General features: G+C 33.6%; 16 protein-coding genes and 5 pseudogenes. 17 read left to right on the top strand and 4 right to left on the bottom strand.

The window, feature by feature from the left end:
- Positions 1–65: 65 nt before the first annotated feature.
- The 5 genes and pseudogenes from O1Q06_RS03790 (at position 66) to O1Q06_RS03770 (ending at position 4,269) form a co-directional block, all read left to right on the top strand.
- A protein-coding gene (locus O1Q06_RS03790) for an IS630 family transposase (protein ID WP_410543044.1) occupies positions 66–1,071 on the top strand; the annotation gives its coding sequence in 2 pieces (ribosomal slippage) (positions 66–527 and positions 529–1,071; 1,005 coding nt in all).
- Positions 1,049–1,438: a hypothetical protein gene (locus tag O1Q06_RS03785; protein ID WP_410543043.1), complete on the top strand. Its 390-nt coding sequence runs from the start codon at positions 1,049–1,051 to the stop codon at positions 1,436–1,438. Before O1Q06_RS03790 ends, O1Q06_RS03785 begins: the two co-directional genes overlap by 23 nt.
- Positions 1,439–1,506: 68 nt before the next feature.
- A pseudogene (locus O1Q06_RS03780) lies at positions 1,507–2,374 on the top strand (IS982 family transposase).
- Between the two features lie 25 nt (positions 2,375–2,399).
- Positions 2,400–2,702, top strand: coding sequence for a hypothetical protein (locus tag O1Q06_RS03775; protein WP_410543042.1), 303 nt, complete (start codon positions 2,400–2,402; stop codon positions 2,700–2,702).
- A gap of 112 nt (positions 2,703–2,814) precedes the next feature.
- On the top strand, positions 2,815–4,269 hold the full coding sequence (locus O1Q06_RS03770) for an IS4 family transposase (protein WP_410543041.1): 1,455 nt from the start codon (positions 2,815–2,817) through the stop codon (positions 4,267–4,269).
- Positions 4,270–4,330: 61 nt separating this feature from the next.
- On the opposite strand, the gene O1Q06_RS03765 is transcribed toward O1Q06_RS03770, so the two are convergent.
- Positions 4,331–4,654, bottom strand: a complete 324-nt coding sequence (locus O1Q06_RS03765; RefSeq protein WP_410543040.1) for an IS630 transposase-related protein — start codon at positions 4,652–4,654, stop codon at positions 4,331–4,333.
- Between the two features lie 115 nt (positions 4,655–4,769).
- On the opposite strand from O1Q06_RS03765, the gene O1Q06_RS03760 reads away from it, so the two are divergent.
- The 6 genes from O1Q06_RS03760 to fmt all read left to right on the top strand — a co-directional run bounded on the left by O1Q06_RS03760 (position 4,770) and on the right by fmt (position 8,390).
- Positions 4,770–4,970: a hypothetical protein gene (locus O1Q06_RS03760; protein ID WP_410543039.1), complete on the top strand. Its 201-nt coding sequence runs from the start codon at positions 4,770–4,772 to the stop codon at positions 4,968–4,970.
- Between the two features lie 405 nt (positions 4,971–5,375).
- Positions 5,376–6,125: a hypothetical protein gene (locus O1Q06_RS03755; protein WP_410543038.1), complete on the top strand. Its 750-nt coding sequence runs from the start codon at positions 5,376–5,378 to the stop codon at positions 6,123–6,125.
- A 210-nt stretch (positions 6,126–6,335) separates the two neighbouring features.
- Positions 6,336–6,779 (top strand): PAS domain-containing protein, encoded by a 444-nt coding sequence (locus O1Q06_RS03750; protein ID WP_410543037.1) that lies wholly within the window; start codon positions 6,336–6,338, stop codon positions 6,777–6,779.
- A gap of 98 nt (positions 6,780–6,877) precedes the next feature.
- Entirely contained in the window at positions 6,878–7,084 is a 207-nt protein-coding gene (gene rpmI, locus O1Q06_RS03745) for a 50S ribosomal protein L35 (protein WP_006013548.1), read from the top strand.
- Between the two features lie 21 nt (positions 7,085–7,105).
- Complete coding sequence (rplT, locus tag O1Q06_RS03740; protein WP_007302081.1) at positions 7,106–7,471, top strand: 50S ribosomal protein L20; 366 nt, start codon at positions 7,106–7,108, stop codon at positions 7,469–7,471.
- A gap of 19 nt (positions 7,472–7,490) precedes the next feature.
- On the top strand, positions 7,491–8,390 hold the full coding sequence (fmt, locus tag O1Q06_RS03735; protein ID WP_410543036.1) for a methionyl-tRNA formyltransferase: 900 nt from the start codon (positions 7,491–7,493) through the stop codon (positions 8,388–8,390).
- Between the two features lie 140 nt (positions 8,391–8,530).
- Here fmt and O1Q06_RS03730 read toward each other — a convergent pair.
- Positions 8,531–8,680: pseudogene (locus tag O1Q06_RS03730) on the bottom strand (WPE palindromic element domain-containing protein); the annotation flags it as partial.
- Positions 8,681–8,783: 103 nt separating this feature from the next.
- Between O1Q06_RS03730 and purH the strand changes: the two are divergent.
- Positions 8,784–10,304 (top strand): bifunctional phosphoribosylaminoimidazolecarboxamide formyltransferase/IMP cyclohydrolase, encoded by a 1,521-nt coding sequence (gene purH, locus O1Q06_RS03725; protein ID WP_410543035.1) that lies wholly within the window; start codon positions 8,784–8,786, stop codon positions 10,302–10,304.
- Positions 10,305–10,580: 276 nt separating this feature from the next.
- A pseudogene (locus O1Q06_RS03720) lies at positions 10,581–11,416 on the top strand (IS982 family transposase).
- A 580-nt stretch (positions 11,417–11,996) separates the two neighbouring features.
- Here O1Q06_RS03720 and O1Q06_RS03715 read toward each other — a convergent pair.
- Complete coding sequence (locus tag O1Q06_RS03715; protein WP_410543034.1) at positions 11,997–13,337, bottom strand: ankyrin repeat domain-containing protein; 1,341 nt, start codon at positions 13,335–13,337, stop codon at positions 11,997–11,999.
- A gap of 109 nt (positions 13,338–13,446) precedes the next feature.
- A complete protein-coding gene (locus O1Q06_RS03710; RefSeq protein WP_410543033.1) occupies positions 13,447–13,578 on the bottom strand; it encodes a hypothetical protein in 132 nt (43 codons plus the stop codon).
- Positions 13,579–13,647: 69 nt separating this feature from the next.
- Here O1Q06_RS03710 and O1Q06_RS03705 point away from each other — a divergent pair.
- The 4 genes and pseudogenes from O1Q06_RS03705 to O1Q06_RS03690 all read left to right on the top strand — a co-directional run.
- Positions 13,648–14,493: pseudogene (locus tag O1Q06_RS03705) on the top strand (IS630-like element ISWpi10 family transposase); the annotation flags it as partial.
- A 65-nt stretch (positions 14,494–14,558) separates the two neighbouring features.
- Positions 14,559–16,013 carry an IS4 family transposase gene (locus O1Q06_RS03700; protein ID WP_410542272.1) on the top strand — a complete coding sequence of 485 codons (1,455 nt, stop codon included), beginning with the start codon at positions 14,559–14,561 and terminating at the stop codon, positions 16,011–16,013.
- A 27-nt stretch (positions 16,014–16,040) separates the two neighbouring features.
- The gene (locus O1Q06_RS03695; RefSeq protein ID WP_410543032.1) at positions 16,041–16,187 is read left to right on the top strand and encodes a hypothetical protein; all 147 of its coding nucleotides are present in this window, start codon (positions 16,041–16,043) and stop codon (positions 16,185–16,187) included.
- A gap of 16 nt (positions 16,188–16,203) precedes the next feature.
- Positions 16,204–16,930: pseudogene (locus tag O1Q06_RS03690) on the top strand (IS630 family transposase); the annotation flags it as partial.
- Positions 16,931–17,028 lie beyond the last annotated feature (98 nt).

Below are 17,028 nucleotides of genomic sequence, written 5' to 3'. Positions count from 1 at the left end.
ACAAGCAACGAATAGAAAATAATGGAAAAAAGCCATACTGAAGTAAGTAAAATAGCGAGGTTTAGATGGCATTAAGATCAAAATTATTGGATGAAAAAGTGGTGAAATCAGCAAAAGAGATGCTGAAGAGAGTAAGAAATAATGCGTATGTTGCAAAAAAACTAAATGCTGTAATTGCAGCAAAAAAGCACAGTATAACAGCTGTAGCAAAAATATGTTGCATTTCGAGAAAGGCAATTACTACATGGATAAAGCACATAAAATTTGGAAGAGAAGAAAAATTATTTGCTCCACCTCAACGCCGTAGAAAAACTACATTGAACCAAAGTCAACTTGAACGAATTGAGTTGTGGATAGAGGAAAACCCCAATATTACTATTAGAGAAATGAGAATAAGAATCCAAGAAAGATTTGGTTTGAATATCAGCAAATCCGCAATACATCGTAATATGCAAAGAATGAAATTCTCATATATCACACCAAGACCAGTTCATAGTGGACAAGATAAAAACAAGCAAGAGGAGTTTAAAAAAAAACCTCAATGAAACTATTGTCATGCATTCTGAAAAAGAGCTATTTTTCTTCGATGAATCACGGTTTGGTACACATTCGAAAGTTGGACATGGGTGGTTTAAAAAAGGCAGTAGGACAAAGGTTAAGGTAAAATTAGGTAGGGAAAATTTTTATCTCTATAGTGCAGTTAATCCCAGAAATGGAGAGAATTTTAGCTTATTTGCACCAAACGTCAACACTGATTGTATAAATATATTCCTTGAACAGATGTCGCAATATTTAGGAATACGAAAGGCTTTTCTCTTGATGGATTGCGCTAGTTGGCATAAGTCAAAAAATTTAAAGGCACCTAAAAATATCGAAATTATATACCTACCACCATACTCACCTGAACTCAATCCTGTTGAGAGGTTTTGGTTATATATAAAACAGAACATTTTACGCAATAAAATCTACGATACAATCGTTCTGCTTGAATGCGCTTTGTGTAAATTTATTACCTCTCTTTCCCCTTCCACGGTTAAACAACTCTGCTATGCTTCTTATTTGGTTCATTAATAATGAGAATTGGTATAAGAATAGCATGCGAAAGAGAGAAACAACAAATAAGCAGGAGATGGATGGTCCAATAATTAGAATTGTATCTGACTTGAAAAGTATAAAACAAAACAGAAGGGTAGAATTTTTAATTAAAGGAGAGAATTTAACAGTAAAAGACCTCTCTATATCTTCTAGAGCAGCTGAGATAGGCTTGGTTACAGGAATAGTAAATTCAATAGACATTCCTCAAGCAATTCGTGAATCGACAATAGATGGAATTATTTTAGGTCTTAAGAGTGGAGAAATAGAAAAAGGTAAAGAATATAATTATAGAGAATTTAAGAAAATATATCTAAAAAACCTTGTAACGCTAATTCTGGATTAAAAAGAGAATAGAAAAGTCAGGAGAGTAGGGTAAACTCAACAAATAGAAAAAAATAGATGAGGTTACCCATGGAAGATATAACAAAACTGTTTTGTCTGGTCGATGATTTTTGCAGAGATATAGAGAAAAATTTTGCAGATAAACTACTACCAAACGGTAAAAACCCACAAGAGTGCCAGAAATTACACATTCGGAAATTATCACAATAATCCTCCTGTATCAGCAATCTCCCTGTGAAAATTTTAAGGCTTTCTACCTGCATTACCCAACATTGCTCTACAAACAGAGTTTTCGAAGTTGCCTTCATACACTAGGTTTGTTGCTCTAAAGCCCAGGGTTTTGTGGCATTTAGCCATGCTATTACAGTGCCTTTGCGGATGGTCAGAACTTACTGGAATCTCATACATAGATACAACTCCTATTGCAGTTTGCCATGCAAAAAGAATATCAAGAAATAAGGTTTTTGCTGGAATTGCAAAATTAAGCAAGAGTACATATGGCTGGTTTTTCGGCTTTAAACTACATTTGATAATTAACGAGAAAGGTGAAATTCAAGCTTTTACGCTTACAAGAGGTAATGTTGACGATAGAGAGCCTGTAGCAAACCTAACTAAGAAATTAACCGGTCTTTTGTTTGGTGATAAAGGCTATATTAAAAAAGAGCTTTTCCAAGAGTTGTTTAACCGCGGTTTGAAACTTGTTACCAAGGTGAAAAAGGGGATGAAAAACACATTAATTTCACTACATGAAAAGATTTTGCTGAGAAAAAGGTCGATCATTGAGACGATTTTTGGCTACCTCAAAAATAGACTTGAAATTGAACATACTCGCCATAGATCTCCCGTTAATTTCTTGGTTCACATCTTTTCTACTCTCATTTCCTATTCCTTGAAATCCAAAAAGCCTTCCATTTCCTATACTTTCTTCCTTCCTTAATCCAGAATTAGCGTTTGTAGATGAATTGGGTAAGGATAGTTCAAAAAAGCTAAAAGAAAGAACTGATGAAAATAGCCAATTGAGAGAATCTACTACTGAAGAAATTGATTATCAGATGCAGGAAGATGTAACTATCGAATCAGCTTCTTTAACAAAACAAGAATTCGATTTTGCATCAAGCAAAGTAACTACTAAAGAGATTAATGACGTAATAAATGAAATAGAAGAATCAAATGCTATAGTATTTTCTAAAATGAATAATAAATTACCATTATGGTATTACCAACCAAAAGTTGTAAGTCTGTACATTTATACATTAGAGGTCTGAGGCGGCTTTTGATGGTATGCCAACAGTGTTCTATGGGATTCAAATCTCACTTTTACCCACAAGTATAAAAAGCAAGTAAGATAGAGAAAAATATACTTAAGATGAGGTAAAAATGTGTGAAGTAAATAGAAATGTACAATGTGCTGATGGCTTAGGAGATAAATGGCTAGAAAAAGAGTTGAGACATGTTAATCTGGGAGATGTAAGGCTTAATACAAGACTTATTAAAACAAGCTATTTAATAGAGAATAAGGCGTCTGGGTCAATTAGTCAAAGCTGTGTAGGATGGAAAGAAGCTAAAGGTGCATACAGATTATTTAGCAATGAGAAGCTTGAAGCTAAGGAAATTTATTCTTCCCATTATAAAGAAACTATGGAAAGGATAAAAGGAAATGAGCTGGTATTTTCAGTTCAAGATACAAGTTATTTGGATTTTGACTCTCATATAAAGACTAAGGGTCTAGGTAGTATTTCTAAAGCCTATACAAAATATAAAAAGGGTTTGTTATTGCACAGTAACTTAATGGTTAACAAAGACGGATTACCTTTAGGGCTATCTTCTCAACAGTGTTGGGCACGTTCTATCAGGGAAGAAACAGCCCAAGAAAAAGCAAACAGGAAATACCGTACTGCTATAAAGGAGAAAGAAAGCTATAAGTGGATAGCGGCACTAAAAGAAACCCTAAATAACCTCGCAGAAGGTGTACAGCTTGTTACTATTGGTGATAGGGAAGCAGATATTTTTAAGTTTTTATGGACTGTTGAATCATTGGACAGTTTTTATGTAATCCGCAACCGAACTAATAGGAAATTCATCTGTATTGAAGGGGGAAAAACGGATTTGCAAACACGTATAACTCAACTGCCTGTAAAAAAGGAAATTGTCTTGAATGTTGCTGAAAATAAATACCAGATCTCAAGAAAAGCTAACATTGAAGTCAGGTATATGAAAGGCTATATACCTATCAGATCTCCTTACATTTATGGATCGAAAGATACAGAGCATAAAATAAGTGATAAAATCGCTATATATGTAGTAAGTGCCAAAGAAACAAATCCTCCTGAAAGAGTAGAAGCTATTGATTGGACTTTGCTGACTAATATACCAGTTAATAGCACTTTAGATGCTATAGAAAGGATAAATTGGTATAAGCTAAGATGGAAAATCGAGGAGTATTTTAGGATTTTAAAATCAGGATGTAAGGTAGAAAGCTCTCGTTTAGCTACAAAAGAAAGATTAGAGAAATTAATCGCTATAAAGAGCATTATTGCATTTAATATTTTATATTTAACAAAAATCGCTTTATCGAATCCTATGGAGGTTTGTACTAAGGTTTTAAGTAATGAAGAGTGGAAAACCCTTTACATACGTGAGCATAAAGTAGCCAAATTGCCAGAAGAACCTCCAAACATAAAACAAGCTATTATTTGGTTAGGAAAATTAGGTGGATTTATGAATAGAAAAAGTGATAATTTACCAGGAACTATGACTCTATGGCGTGGTTATGAAAACCTCAGGGAAAGCATGGTTATGCTTCGCATAATGACCTCTCAAAGTTGTAGGTAAAAGTGAGGATTCAAATCCGGTGAATATGTTGGAAGATACAGCACATGACAGCCAAAAGACTCTATTTGTGACTTTTTTTTAAAGTAATTTTTACCTGTTTTAGTCTATACCAAATTGAATTTATTCCAAATCCAAGATTTTGTTTCATCTCTGCCAGAGTGTGATCTGGATTCTTTGTAACATATTCTTCGAGTATTTTTGGGTCTATTTTTCGAATAAAGCTACCGTTTTTAGATGGCTTTAGGCTTTCACCAGCAGCTTTCTTTTTTAACCAGCGGTACAGCGTTGCTATTCCTATCTCCATGAGCTCTGCTATCTCAACCTTTGTCTTCCCTTTTTCTATCATCAATACTGCCTTTTCCCTTAAATCCACACTATATGCCATTATAACTCAAATACTTTATTATACCTTTATCATTTACTTTAGGAAATACTATAGTTATGGAATTACTCCTGAAGATATAAGTAGTGTTTCCCGTTTTGATAGTAATTCACAAGAAGTGTTAGATCATTCTATATTTAATAGCACAGATGTGGAAGGGCCTAAATTACCCGAAATAAATGGAGGACAGTATATAGGAATAGCAGGGATTGCTGGTGGTATATTTGGTGGAGTGCTAGCAGTAGCTTTTGCAGGATTAGGATACTTTGTATGGCATAGAAAAATAGGGAAGGTAGCTACGATGTTGAAAAAGCGATGAAAAACCTTCCTGAACAAGCTCAACTTGAGCATTCCGGATCTACATCAGAAATAGAATCTTTGCTCAACAATGCTACATCGGTAGCACATCTATCTTCTCAGATTAGTGTCGAGTAAGATTCCAGAGTTTGATGGCACAACAGTGCCATCAACTTAGCTCTTACAGCACTTATATGCTCTGGAACCAAAGGAGAAGAAATCTTCCTGTCTTACAAAAAATTTTATAACTCTTTCTCTAATTTTATATCGTTTTTACTAAGGTATAATAAATTGCAATGAGAAATTCAGATATTAATATATGTATTATTTAGTATAATAAAAATATAAAAATCTTAGTGAAAAGATGTGGACTTAAATAATTTATCTTTTACACATAAGGAAATATTGGTCAGCTTGGGGGTCATATATGTCAAGAAGATTTAAAAATACTGTAGGAAAAAAAAGATCAATCAATAAGGAAAAAAGGAATAGATGGATTAGTATTGAATCAGAATTGCGAGATGTAGAACAAAACAGAACAATATATTTTCTATTGGGAGGAGGTGATTTAAAACTTAAGTATGTATGTATGCTTGACGATACATCTTATCGTATTCTTGTTGCTGAAGGAGAAATAGTGCATGCAGAAAATCCAAAAGTGATGATTGATGATATTGTTTCTGATCTCAAGAGTGGAAAAATACGAAGTTATAAAAGATATAATGCCAAAGAGTTTTATGAAAAGTATCTCAAAGAGTTTTTGAGTAATGAGAACTTGCAAAAGCTGGAAGCTGGTGATATTGAAAATACAACAGCAGAACTACCAAACTTAAAACAAGTAATGGAAGAAATGAAAAAATCAAACACTAGCAATGGAATTACAATGCGAAATATAGAAAGTGTTCAAAATACGACGAATATTTTGGGTAATCCTATGATTCATGATACAAACTTGAGAGAGTTTAAATTATTGGAAACACCTTCAAACGAGAAAAATAATATACTGTTCACAGTAGGTATGTTAGCAGTAACAGTAGCTTTGGTAGCAGCTGTACCATTTAAATGTTGGTTTTATAATAGAAAAAATAAAAGCCATAGTAGTGCTAAGGAAGAAACTCCATCTAGTTATTTATTAAGTGCAATAACTTTAGAAAGTGGAACTAATTCTATTCGTTAGCCAAAATATTGCAAAAATAGAATTTTTTATTATTTTTTTACAGTTTCCTCATTTAATAATTTTTATGCTCTAATTATTATACTTAATTTATCATTACCTGTTGTGTAAACAGGATGAGAATTTTCAATAATCTACATCCTTTAGTAAGAAAAAATCAATACATTCACGATAAATTTACCTCATATCTGTGTTTTATATGTGGAATTTCGAATGGAAAATTATGCAGGCAAAGAAAGAAGAATAGTGAATATAGTTACTCAACATTGGAGTGATATAAAAGGATCAGATAGAGAATGGCCAGAAAGACATGAAATAGACACTGCAGAAATCATGGAGTCATGGCAGCATTGTTTTATCATTGAAGTTAAAGATCAAGGTTATATTTGTGAAAATGCAGGAGAAAAAGCTATTGAATTCTATGGTTTTGAAAAAAAGATGTACATCGATGATAAGTGTGCAATTGATGCACCATTTTTGCGGTTATATAAAATAGATGCAGTTATTGATAAACTTGAGACTGTAATAGAGAGTAAATGCTCAATTAACGAAGAGGAAGAAAGTGAAAGTGTTAAAATAAGGCAAGTATTGCTACCGATTGGGAATGAAGAAGGTATAACACATATACTGGGTGTGATTACATTCAAGCTGCTTTAAAATACAATTTTAATTTGATTCTTTAATAAAATTATCTATACTCATACTTAATTACTAATAAAGAACTAAATAGTGGTGTTTGTAAATTTGTTTAGAATATGACGAAAATAAAATTAAAAACAAAATCTTCTGTCAAAAAGCGCTTTCACCTTACAGCTAAGGGTAAAGTCATCTCTACTCAGTCAGGTAAGAGACATGGAATGGTAAAAAGAAGTAAATCTAATATTCGTAATCAACGCGGTACAACGATTCTCAATAAATCTGACTCGCGTATAGTTAAACTTTATATGCCTTATGGTATTTAATAAAATGGAGGTAAGATAAAAATGGCTCGGATAAAGCGTGGAACCGCTACTCATGCTCGTCATAAAAAGGTATTAAAATTAGCAAAGGGTTATAGAGGACGGGCAAAGAATTGTTATAGAATTGCATTACAAAGGGTTGAAAAAGCACTACAGTATGCTTATAGAGACAGAAGAAATCGCAAGCGTGATTTTCGTGGTTTGTGGATAATACGTATTAATGCAGCAGCAAGAGAACATGGACTTACTTATGGTAGGTTTATGCATGGTCTTAAACTTGTTGGAGTTGATTTGAATAGAAAAATTCTTGCTGAGATGGCTGTTAATCATAAGGATGATTTTGCTAAATTAATAGAAACTGTAAGCAGTAAGTTAGCAGAAAATTCCTAAAGCAAACACACCTGAAAACATGAGAATTATTTTCATGGGGTCACCGGGGTTTGCTGTTGGTGCGTTAAACTTACTATTGAAATTACAGAGTGAAGTAGTAGCAGTATATACCAAAGCTCCAAAGCCTTCTGGACGTAGGCAGAGGTTAACAAAATCGCCAGTACACATCGTTGCTGAAAAAAGTGACATAGAGGTACGTACTCCTGCCTCTTTAAAATCTTCGATAGAGCAAGAAAAGTTTGGAAATTTTAAGCCAGACGTTGCAGTTGTTGCTGCGTATGGATTGATACTTCCAAAAGAAATTTTAAATATTCCCAAATATGGTTGTATTAATATTCATCCATCATTGCTGCCTAGGTGGCGCGGTGCAGCTCCGATACAGCACACAATTTTAGCCGGAGATCAAGAAACCGGAGTTAGCATTATGCAGCTAGATGAAGGATTAGATTCTGGCCCTATTTTAAAACAGAAAAAATTTCTTATTGAAAAAAGCGATAATTATAAGACGTTGTATGATAAATTGTCTGAATTAGGTAGTGATTTACTGCTGAAAGTACTAAACGAAATTGAAAAGCAAGTTCCCTTAAAACAGAGCGATAACGATGCGTGCTATGCTAACAAAGTAAAAGACTATAAAATTTACGCAAGTGACGCCTGTGAAATTGCTTATAGAAAGATTAAAGCATTTTATCCAAAAGCATTCATTAAGGTAGAGAATAAACGTATCAAGATACTTGATGCTGAATTTGAAGCCTTCACTTCAGGACAAGGTGAGATCATTAATGATAATATGCATATAAGTTTAAAAGGTGGTACTTTAATTCCTAAAGTTGTACAAATGGAAGGAAGAAATCCTTGCGATATTAAAGATTTTGTTCGTGGCTTAAAATCAAGTTTAACAAAAAAATTTATAGAATAGACTACTTTGAAAGGAGGGTGAGGAGAGCTAAAGCAACTTCTACAATTTGGTATTCCGCTACTTGTTAGCGGAATCTACAACAAGATACCGCGTTTGGTGTACGAACATTGCAATTTGCAGGTAATTTGAGCAGTAGATGGTGTCATTCCAGTGCTTGACACTGGAATCCAGTTTCTATTGTACAGCCACCTGGTGTGCTCATTTAAAGTGAAGTTTTCTGGATCCCAGTGTCTGGGGACTGGGATGACATCTTTCTTGATCTCTTGTATCACAATGTTCGTACAGCTATGTGCTTGTTAGCGGAATCTACAACGAGATAACGCAGTGGTATTACGTAGTAGCTACATATAGACAATTTTCTTTTCTTAGATATAATCTTAAGAAACCTTCCATATGAAAATTAAAAGAGCTTTAATATCAGTATACGATAAGACAAATATAATTGAACTTGCATCGTTTTTGATGCAGCAACAAATAGAAATTCTCTCAACAGGGAATACTTATAAAGTGCTATCAGGTGCGGGAATAAAAACGCAAGAAGTTTCAGATTACACACAATTTCCAGAAATACTAGATGGCAGAGTGAAAACTTTACATCCTAAAATTCATGGAGGAATACTCTGTGATCGAAAAAGGCACGAAAAGGAAATGCAGAATCTAGAAATTAAGCCGATAGATCTGCTTATAACTAACTTATATCCATTTTGGAAAACGGTTAATAGCAACTCAAGTGAGAAGCAAATCATAGAACAAATAGATATAGGTGGAGTAGCATTAATTAGAGCTACAGCAAAAAACTTTCATTTCACTTCAGTGATTTCTAGCATTCAAGATTACGAAACACTGAAAGCTGAGATGATCAAAAATAACAATCAGACAACATTAGAATATAGAAAACATCTAGCAACTAAAGCATTTGCTCTGACTGCACAGTATGATTCTAATATTTACAATTGGTTTTTATCACAGGGTAAAAGCAATGAGTTACCAGAGTTTTTTACTTTATATGGATGTAAAGCACAAGGACTCAGATATGGTGAAAATCCTCATCAAAAAGCTGCATTTTATAGCAATCAATTTAGCAAGTATCCACTGGAGAAAATACATGGAAAAGAGTTGAGCTATAATAATATAGTCGACATAGAGTCTGCACTTAACATAATTTCTGAGTTTCAAGAACCTGCAGCAGTGATAATAAAGCACAATAATCCATGTGGCGCTGCTGTTAGTGATAGTGCTTTAAAAGCATATGAAAAAGCTCTATCATGTGATGAAATAAGCAGTTTTGGTGGAATAGTTGTTTTCAATCGGGAGATAGATTTAAAGCTAGCAGAGAAATTAAACGAGATATTTTTGGAAGTGGTGATAGCACCATCGGTAAACAATGAGGCACTAAAAATTTTACAAAAAAAGAAAAATTTAAGAGTGATTATTCATCAATCTCTTCAGCAAAATGCAAAATATCAAATCAAAAATGTTGTTGGCGGGTTCTTAGTGCAAGAAAATAATAACCATACAGTAAAAGTAGAAGAAATAAACCGAGTGACAGAATGCACTACAACAAAAAAAGAGAAGGAAGATCTTATTTTTGCTTGGAAAATATGTAAACATGTAAAATCCAATGCAATAGTGATAGCAAAAGACGGTTGTGCTATTGGCATCGGTGCAGGACAAACAAGCAGAATAGATAGTGTGAATATTGCAGTAAAAAAAGCAGGTGAAAAATGTAAAGGCGCAGCGCTTGCTTCAGATGCATTTTTTCCATTTCCAGATAGTATAGTAGAAAGTGCAAAGCATGGAATTACAGCTATAATTCAGCCAGGTGGCTCATTGAAAGATCAAGACGTGATAGCAGCTGCAAATGAGAATAAAATTGCCATGTTTTTCACTGATGTTCGTAACTTTCTCCATTAAGCTTTGTATCCTGTCAAAATTATACCCACACAGGGCTTTGTTGCATAGCAGCTTATAGGTATGAAAATTGTAGTAAATTTATGTAGTTACTTTAAACTCAACTATACCTATCTGTAATTGTAAGCTGTACTCTTGAGCTCCTGATGCGATTTATAGCAAATCCTAAAATGCCTTGCTGTTTTTCCTTATAACGCTAATTCTGGATTAAAAAGAGAATAGAAAAGTCAGGAGAGTAGGGTAAACTCAACAAATAGAAAAAAATAGATGAGGTTACCCATGGAAGATATAACAAAACTGTTTTGTCTGGTCGATGATTTTTGCAGAGATATAGAGAAAAATTTTGCAGATAAACTACTGCCAAACGGTAAAAACCCACAAGAGTGCCAGAAATTACACATTCGGAAATTATCACAATAATCCTCCTGTATCAGCAATCTCCCTGTGAAAATTTTAAGGCTTTCTACCTGCATTACCTAACATTGCTCTACAAATCAGAGTTTTCGAAGTTGCCTTCATACACTAGGTTTGTTGCTCTAAAGCCCAGGGTTTTGTGGCATTTAGCCATGCTATTACAGTGCCTTTGCGGATGGTCAGAACTTACTGGAATCTCATACATAGATACAACTCCTATTGCAGTTTGCCATGCAAAAAGAATATCAAGAAATAAGGTTTTTGCTGGAATTGCAAAATTAAGCAAGAGTACATATGGCTGGTTTTTCGGCTTTAAACTACATTTGATAATTAACGAGAAAGGTGAAATTCAAGCTTTTACGCTTACAAGAGGTAATGTTGACGATAGAGAGCCTGTAGCAAACCTAACTAAGAAATTAACCGGTCTTTTGTTTGGTGATAAAGGCTATATTAAAAAAGAGCTTTTCCAAGAGTTGTTTAACCGCGGTTTGAAACTTGTTACCAAGGTGAAAAAGGGGATGAAAAACGCATTAATTTCACTACATGAAAAGATTTTGCTGAGAAAAAGGTCGATCATTGAGACGATTTTTGGCTACCTCAAAAATAGACTTGAAATTGAACATACTCGCCATAGATCTCCCGTTAATTTCTTGGTTCACATCTTTTCTACTCTCATTTCCTATACTTTCTTCCTTCCTTAATCCAGAATTAGCGTTATAAGTATTTCTGGCACAGTAATTTCAGGTATTCTTGTTATTTTTTTGCTACTTCTTTTCTGAAAGTTTTTCATCAGCAATGCGACAAAAATCTTCTATGAAACAGTAAAATATCTTTCTTCATGGGTAACCTCTTAATTATTGCTAAAATACTTGAGTTTACCCTATTCCTCTCTTTATTAATTCTACTTTCTAATCCATAACTGGGGTTACAAACCTTTTGGCCCAATATTAATTCGGCTATTGATTTTGTTTTTCAGCAATCAGCTAAGCCTTTCTTGGGTTAGCTGTAGAATAATAAGCTACTAATATTCTTCATCTTTTTTATCTTTAATCCGTCGTAGATAGCGATGCAACAAAGCCTGCTGGAATCCAATTTTTTGATCGAAAGTGTTGTCTTGTTTTCGATCAATTTTGCTGGATGCCAGTGTCAGCTACTTGCATGACACCATTTATTTTTATGGTTTTGTGTATTTTATTTTGCCACTCTGCTAAACGGATACATTTAATTCCATTTTTATCGAGCAGATAATTGTCATATATTAGCTTAGTTCTCCTGTTATACTTAAATATAAATCAGCATAGCCCTAATTTTTTTATATATTTTACTTCTTTCTCTATATTTAATAATAGGCTTGAAAATAAATGGTAAACCTATAATTGTTAAGCTTAGAGCTAGGATTGAAAGTACACAAAAGGCTTTGTGTTTACTATGTAGCTCTTTCAAGTAAAGCATCAAAAACCTACAAAATTTTTTGTAATTTTCTTCAATATTTTTTTTGCTATGAGCCTTGTCAATAAATAATCCTATTATAGTATAATCTTTACTACACTTAATTGCCCCTTTTTCTATTAATAGCTGAGCTATATCAAAATAATCCTTTTGAATAGTAAGATGCAGAGGTGAAAAACCTTGTTGATCACAAATATTCATATTGGCTTTTACTGCTAACAACATTCTTACAATTTCTACATGGCCTTTTTTAGCTGCAAGTAGCAGAGGAGTTCTGTTGCATCTAGTGACGGCATTAACGTTTACCTTAAGCTCCAATAAGAACTTAACTGCTTTAGTATCACCATTATAGCTAGCTTTATGTAACCTGGTGTTACCGCTACAATCTTGGTCATCTGCTTCTATTCCCTTTGAAACAAGAAATGTTACCATTTGCCTATTATTATGCTTAATAGCGCAATCCAGTGCATCAAAACCATGTTTATTTTTTGTGCAAATAAACTCTTTTAACTTAGCTTTTGCTTGCTTTACAATAAGCTTTACCAGTTGCATTTTGTTGTTATATGCTGCTAGAAAAAGCGTAGTATTATTTTCTGCATCTTTTGCTTCTATGTTTGCACCTTTCTTTATCAGATATTCTATAATCTCTGCTCTACTTTCATAATGTGTAGTACATTGATAAATGGTCAAAAATAAGGGAGTACGAAAGTTGTTATCTTCACATTCAAGATTTGCTCCGCTATCAATTAAAATCTGGACGCTCTTTTTAGAACCGTATAATGAAGCTATGTGAAGAGGAGTATAGCCTTCCTCAGCATCTTTTTCATTAACTTTTGCACCTTTTGTTATTAAAAAATCCATTAATTCTGTGTCATCTTGTAGTGTAGCAAGATGAAGTGGAGTAAATCCATTTTTATCTCTAGAATTAATTGTCAGTTGATTAACAAGAAGTTTAGCAATTTTTTTGTGTCCATGCATAATAGCATAATGCAGTGGATTTCTATTTTCGTTGTCCACAACATTAAAGTCAGCTTCGTGCTCTAATAATGATTTTACTCCAACTAAATCGCCTTCTTTTGTAAACTTATGCAAGAGAGTGACTCCGCTTACATCTTTTGAGTTAATATCAAATCCACTTTCTACCAATTGATGTATGTCTTCCTCACACGCCATACCATTTTAATTAAACCCTTTTCGCATTAACAATACTCCCACTTAATTAAGTTTGAATGAATCTGTAAGAGAGATATCACAATTTATTGAAGTTACTAAATCCGATATATTAAAGTCCACAATTTCCTGAATAAAGCCCTGACGATATTTTGCACACATCCATCTGCACACACTCTCCAGGTACTTTACAGTTATAACGCTTGACCTGTTTGCGATAATGACGTTTAATACCAATTCCCACTATGTAAAGAACAGATAGACAATAATGGGAAAGAAGTGATACTAGAGTAGATAAAATAGAGAGGTATAAATGGCATTAAGGTCAAAACTGTTAGACGAAAAAGTTGTAAATTTGGCGAAAGAAATGTTAAAAAAGGTCAGAAATAACGCATATGTTTCAAAAAAGTTACAAGCGGTGATAGCAGGAAAAGAAAGTAGTATAAGCGCTGTGGCAAGAATATGTAAAATTTCAAGGACTGCTTTGACTGAATGGATAAAGCATCTAAAATTTGGTAGAGTAGAAAAATTATTTTCCCCTTCTCAGCGGCGAAGAAAAAGCAAATTAAACAAAAATCAACGTGAGCAAATTGAAATATGGGTAGAAAGAAATCCAAATATTACTATTAAGGAAGTGCAAATAAAAATCTCAGAGGAATTTGGCCTAAACATTAGCAAATCAACAGTGCATCGTGAGATACAAAGGATGAAGTTTTCTTATATAACACCGAGGCCAATTCACCATAAACAAGATAAAAACAAGCAAGAAGAGTTTAAAAAATACTTCAATAAAATAGTCAATTCCCACCCTGAAAAGGAGGTATTTTTTTGATGAATCACGATTTGGAACTCATTCAAAAATCGGACACGGATGGTTTAAAAAAGGGGTCAGAACGCAGGTTAAATGAAAATTGGTAGACAAAATTTCTATATCTACAGTGCGGTAAATCCAAGAAGTGGTAAGAAAATTAGCCTACTTGCTCCATATGTAAACACTGATTGTATAAATATATTTCTGGAGCAGATGTCGAAAGATTTAGGCACGAAAAAAGCCTTTCTTGTAATGGATTGTGCAGGCTGGCATAGATCAAAAAGTTTGAAAATTCAGAAAAACATTACCATTATATACTTGCCTCCTTATTCACCAGAACTGAATCCTCACTTTTACCCACAAGTATAAAAAGCAAGTAAGATAGAGAAAAATATACTTAAGATGAGGTAAAAATGTGTGAAGTAAATAGAAATGTACAATGTGCTGATGGCTTAGGAGATAAATGGCTAGAAAAAGAGTTGAGACATGTTAATCTGGGAGATGTAAGGCTTAATACAAGACTTATTAAAACAAGCTATTTAATAGAGAATAAGGCGTCTGGGTCAATTAGTCAAAGCTGTGTAGGATGGAAAGAAGCTAAAGGTGCATACAGATTATTTAGCAATGAGAAGCTTGAAGCTAAGGAAATTTATTCTTCCCATTATAAAGAAACTATGGAAAGGATAAAAGGAAATGAGCTGGTATTTTCAGTTCAAGATACAAGTTATTTGGATTTTGACTCTCATATAAAGACTAAGGGTCTAGGTAGTATTTCTAAAGCCTATACAAAATATAAAAAGGGTTTGTTATTGCACAGTAACTTAATGGTTAACAAAGACGGATTACCTTTAGGGCTATCTTCTCAACAGTGTTGGGCACGTTCTATCAGGGAAGAAACAGCCCAAGAAAAAGCAAACAGGAAATACCGTACTGCTATAAAGGAGAAAGAAAGCTATAAGTGGATAGCGGCACTAAAAGAAACCCTAAATAACCTCGCAGAAGGTGTACAGCTTGTTACTATTGGTGATAGGGAAGCAGATATTTTTAAGTTTTTATGGACTGTTGAATCATTGGACAGTTTTTATGTAATCCGCAACCGAACTAATAGGAAATTCATCTGTATTGAAGGGGGAAAAACGGATTTGCAAACACGTATAACTCAACTGCCTGTAAAAAAGGAAATTGTCTTGAATGTTGCTGAAAATAAATACCAGATCTCAAGAAAAGCTAACATTGAAGTCAGGTATATGAAAGGCTATATACCTATCAGATCTCCTTACATTTATGGATCGAAAGATACAGAGCATAAAATAAGTGATAAAATCGCTATATATGTAGTAAGTGCCAAAGAAACAAATCCTCCTGAAAGAGTAGAAGCTATTGATTGGACTTTGCTGACTAATGTACCAGTTAATAGCACTTTAGATGCTATAGAAAGGATAAATTGGTATAAGCTAAGATGGAAAATCGAGGAGTATTTTAGGATTTTAAAATCAGGATGTAAGGTAGAAAGCTCTCGTTTAGCTACAAAAGAAAGATTAGAGAAATTAATCGCTATAAAGAGCATTATTGCATTTAATATTTTATATTTAACAAAAATCGCTTTATCGAATCCTATGGAGGTTTGTACTAAGGTTTTAAGTAATGAAGAGTGGAAAACCCTTTACATACGTGAGCATAAAGTAGCCAAATTGCCAGAAGAACCTCCAAACATAAAACAAGCTATTATTTGGTTAGGAAAATTAGGTGGATTTATGAATAGAAAAAGTGATAATTTACCAGGAACTATGACTCTATGGCGTGGTTATGAAAACCTCAGGGAAAGCATGGTTATGCCTCGCATAATGACCTCTCAAAGTTGTGGGTAAAAGTGAGAACTGAATCCTGTTGAGAGGTTGTGGCAATATATCAAACACAATACTTTACGCAACAGAGTCTACGATACCATAGGCTTACTTGAAGATGTTCTGTGTAATTTTATTGTCAGTATTTCCAGTGCTACTATTAAACGAGTTTGTAATGTTTCTTATTTGTTCGATTAGTAATGGAATTTGGTATGAGTTGTGGATAGAGGAAAACCCCAATATTACTATTAGAGAAATGAGAATAAGAATCCAAGAAAGATTTGGTTTGAATATCAGCAAATCCGCAATACATCGTAATATGCAAAGAATGAAATTCTCATATATCACACCAAGACCAGTTCATAGTGGACAAGATAAAAACAAGCAAGAGGAGTTTAAAAAAAAACCTCAATGAAACTATTGTCATGCATTCTGAAAAAGAGCTATTTTTCTTCGATGAATCACGGTTTGGTACACATTCGAAAGTTGGACATGGGTGGTTTAAAAAAGGCAGTAGGACACAGGTTAAGGTAAAATTAGGTAGGGAAAATTTTTATCTCTATAGTGCAGTTAATCCTAGAAATGGAGAGAATTTTAGCTTATTTGCACCAAACGTCAACACTGATTGTATAAATATATTCCTTGAACAGATGTCGCAATATTTAGGAATACGAAAGGCTTTTCTCTTGATGGATTGCGCTAGTTGGCATAAGTCAAAAAATTTAAAGGCACCTAAAAATATCGAAATTATATACCTACCACCATACTCACCTGAACTCAATCCTGTTGAGAGGTTTTGGTTATATATAAAACAGAACATTTTACGCAATAAAATCTACGATACAATTGTTCTGCTTGAATGCGCTTTGTGTAAATTTATTACCTCTCTTTCCCCTTCCACGGTTAAACAACTCTGCTATGCTTCTTATTTGGTTCATTAATAATGAGAATTGGTATTAAAACCCAGAATAACAATTAGAACCTATCTTGAAAGGGAAAAAATAAGATGAGGTAAGCAAAAAATAGTAGGGTAACGAGT

The sequence above is a fragment of the Wolbachia endosymbiont of Tetranychus urticae genome, assembly GCF_046529255.1.
Classification (GTDB): domain Bacteria; phylum Pseudomonadota; class Alphaproteobacteria; order Rickettsiales; family Anaplasmataceae; genus Wolbachia.
Note: the sequence above shows the minus strand (reverse complement) of the source record. Positions and strands in the feature narration are given on the sequence as shown.

What these genes read in the sequence shown, in the direction of transcription:
- O1Q06_RS03715 (WP_410543034.1), bottom strand. Translation starts at nt 13,337, where the DNA reads ATGGCGTGTGAGGAAGACATACATCAATTGGTAGAAAGTGGATTTGAT.
- O1Q06_RS03785 (WP_410543043.1), top strand. Translation starts at nt 1,049, where the DNA reads ATGCTTCTTATTTGGTTCATTAATAATGAGAATTGGTATAAGAATAGC.
- O1Q06_RS03750 (WP_410543037.1), top strand. Translation starts at nt 6,336, where the DNA reads ATGGAAAATTATGCAGGCAAAGAAAGAAGAATAGTGAATATAGTTACT.
- O1Q06_RS03770 (WP_410543041.1), top strand. Translation starts at nt 2,815, where the DNA reads ATGTGTGAAGTAAATAGAAATGTACAATGTGCTGATGGCTTAGGAGAT.
- O1Q06_RS03755 (WP_410543038.1), top strand. Translation starts at nt 5,376, where the DNA reads ATGTCAAGAAGATTTAAAAATACTGTAGGAAAAAAAAGATCAATCAAT.
- fmt (WP_410543036.1), top strand. Translation starts at nt 7,491, where the DNA reads ATGAGAATTATTTTCATGGGGTCACCGGGGTTTGCTGTTGGTGCGTTA.
- O1Q06_RS03765 (WP_410543040.1), bottom strand. Translation starts at nt 4,654, where the DNA reads ATGGCATATAGTGTGGATTTAAGGGAAAAGGCAGTATTGATGATAGAA.
- rpmI (WP_006013548.1), top strand. Translation starts at nt 6,878, where the DNA reads ATGACGAAAATAAAATTAAAAACAAAATCTTCTGTCAAAAAGCGCTTT.
- O1Q06_RS03700 (WP_410542272.1), top strand. Translation starts at nt 14,559, where the DNA reads ATGTGTGAAGTAAATAGAAATGTACAATGTGCTGATGGCTTAGGAGAT.
- purH (WP_410543035.1), top strand. Translation starts at nt 8,784, where the DNA reads ATGAAAATTAAAAGAGCTTTAATATCAGTATACGATAAGACAAATATA.
- rplT (WP_007302081.1), top strand. Translation starts at nt 7,106, where the DNA reads ATGGCTCGGATAAAGCGTGGAACCGCTACTCATGCTCGTCATAAAAAG.